This is a genomic window from Microbacterium sp. BF1 (assembly GCF_019279095.1).
Lineage (GTDB): Bacteria > Actinomycetota > Actinomycetes > Actinomycetales > Microbacteriaceae > Microbacterium > Microbacterium maritypicum.
On record NZ_JAGYWT010000537.1, the window covers coordinates 1 to 1,612 of the forward strand.

At 66.5% G+C, this 1,612-nt stretch carries 1 protein-coding gene and 2 pseudogenes; 2 read left to right on the plus strand and 1 reads right to left on the minus strand.

The genetic code is table 11. The features are described 5' to 3' along the window. Positions 1-126 (plus strand): annotated as a pseudogene (locus tag KZA10_RS18270) (acyl-CoA desaturase); the annotation flags it as partial. A 148-nt stretch (positions 127-274) separates the two neighbouring features. Continuing rightward, a pseudogene (locus KZA10_RS14555) lies at positions 275-1,003 on the plus strand (mechanosensitive ion channel family protein); the annotation flags it as partial. Here the strand turns inward: KZA10_RS14555 and KZA10_RS14560 are convergent. Continuing rightward, positions 969-1,478 carry a response regulator transcription factor gene (locus tag KZA10_RS14560; RefSeq protein WP_256934904.1) on the minus strand — a complete coding sequence of 170 codons (510 nt, stop codon included), beginning with the start codon at positions 1,476-1,478 and terminating at the stop codon, positions 969-971. The pseudogene KZA10_RS14555 and the gene KZA10_RS14560 sit on opposite strands and share 35 nt — an antisense overlap. Positions 1,479-1,612: the final 134 nt, after the last annotated feature.

A 1,612-nucleotide genomic window follows, 5' to 3' on the forward strand; every position in this document is an offset into this window, starting at 1 on the left:
GGGGTGCAGTTCGCGGTCTTCGGCGTCTACATGGGAGCCGCGTTCGCGCCGAACCACAAGGGGATGCCGATCATCGAGCCCGGCGCCCGTCTCGACTTCTTCACCAAGCAGGTGCGCACCTCCCGCATCCCGAAGCACCCCTGAAGACGGAGACCATCGGTCCCGCACTCGCCGTGTCCATGAACGACACCGCGAGACGGGACGGGTGGTCTCCGTTCTCGTCGGGCACATCCACCCAGCCCGCGCAGAGACCCGATCGCTAGGATCGTGAGTGATGATTCTCCCCCTCGCTGACACCGACCCATCCGCGGAAATCCCCCTCCCCGATTGGGTGAAGGCGCTGCTCGTCTGGCTTGGTGAGGCCGGTATGAAGGCCCTCACCGTCGCGATCATCATCGCCAGCTGTGTCGTGATCGGCCTCGTTCTGCGCATAGTCATCCGACGTGTCGTGCACCGTATCGTCGACAGCGCCAAGAACAAGGCGTCGGTCGACGACACGCAGGCCCTCGAACGATCCCCCCTCGCCGACATGCGCCTCGTGCAGCGCACGCGCACGCTGGGGACGATCCTGCAGAACATCGTCAACGTGATGCTCGTCGTCATCGCGATCGTGCTCATCGTGAACGCGATCGACAACAGCCTCCTCGGCTCCCTGACCCTCCTGACCGCCGCCGTCGGCGCCGGCCTCGGCTTCGGCGCCCAGAACATCGTCAAGGACGTGCTCAACGGCATGTTCATCGTCGCCGAAGACCAGATCGGCATCGGCGACGTGGTCGATCTCGGTCTCGCGAGCGGCGTCGTCGAGTATGTCAGCGTGCGCATCACCCAGGTGCGCGACGTCAACGGCACCCTCTGGTACGTGCGCAACGGCGAGGTCACCCGCATCGGCAACATGTCGCAGGGCTGGGCGCGTTCCATCATCGACCTGGGCGTCCCCGCAGACTCCGACCTGGAGCAGGTCGAGCACATCATGCTCGAGACGGCGCAGGGGCTGGCGAAGGATGCACCTCTTGCGGATGCAGCATCAGGTACTCGAGCAGCGTGAGTGCTTTCGGGGTGAGGGTGAGTTCGGTGTCGCCCCGCCACACGCGACGCGCGGTGCGATCCAGCGTGATGTCCAGGGCCTGCAGCCGTTGCGAGCCCCGGAGGGCACCGGCGCCCTGCGAGCTTCGACGCAGCACGGCGCGGATGCGCGAGATCAGCTCGTGTGGATCGAAGGGCTTGTTCAGGTAGTCGTCCGCGCCCTCGTCGAGGGCCGCGCTGCGCTCCCACGACTCGCCGACCTGGGTGAGCAGGATGATGGGGAGCCAGAGCTGCCGGCCCCGGATGCGACGGACGAACTCGCGCCCGTCGACATGGGGCATGATCACGTCGCACACCACCAGGTCGGGCACCTCGCGCTCCACCTCGGCCAGACCTGCGCGCCCGTCTTCGGCGACGCGCACGTCGAAGCCGCTCCTTCCCAGGAACGCGGTCAGCGCCCCATACTGCCCCGCTCACTCCGAACACCAACAGCATCAAGGGGATCGTGGCACCGGGCAGCCTGCCCAACTGGGTGACTAGTGCCGTGAGGTAGGTGAAGACAGCGAAGTGCCCGACCAACACCAGCCCT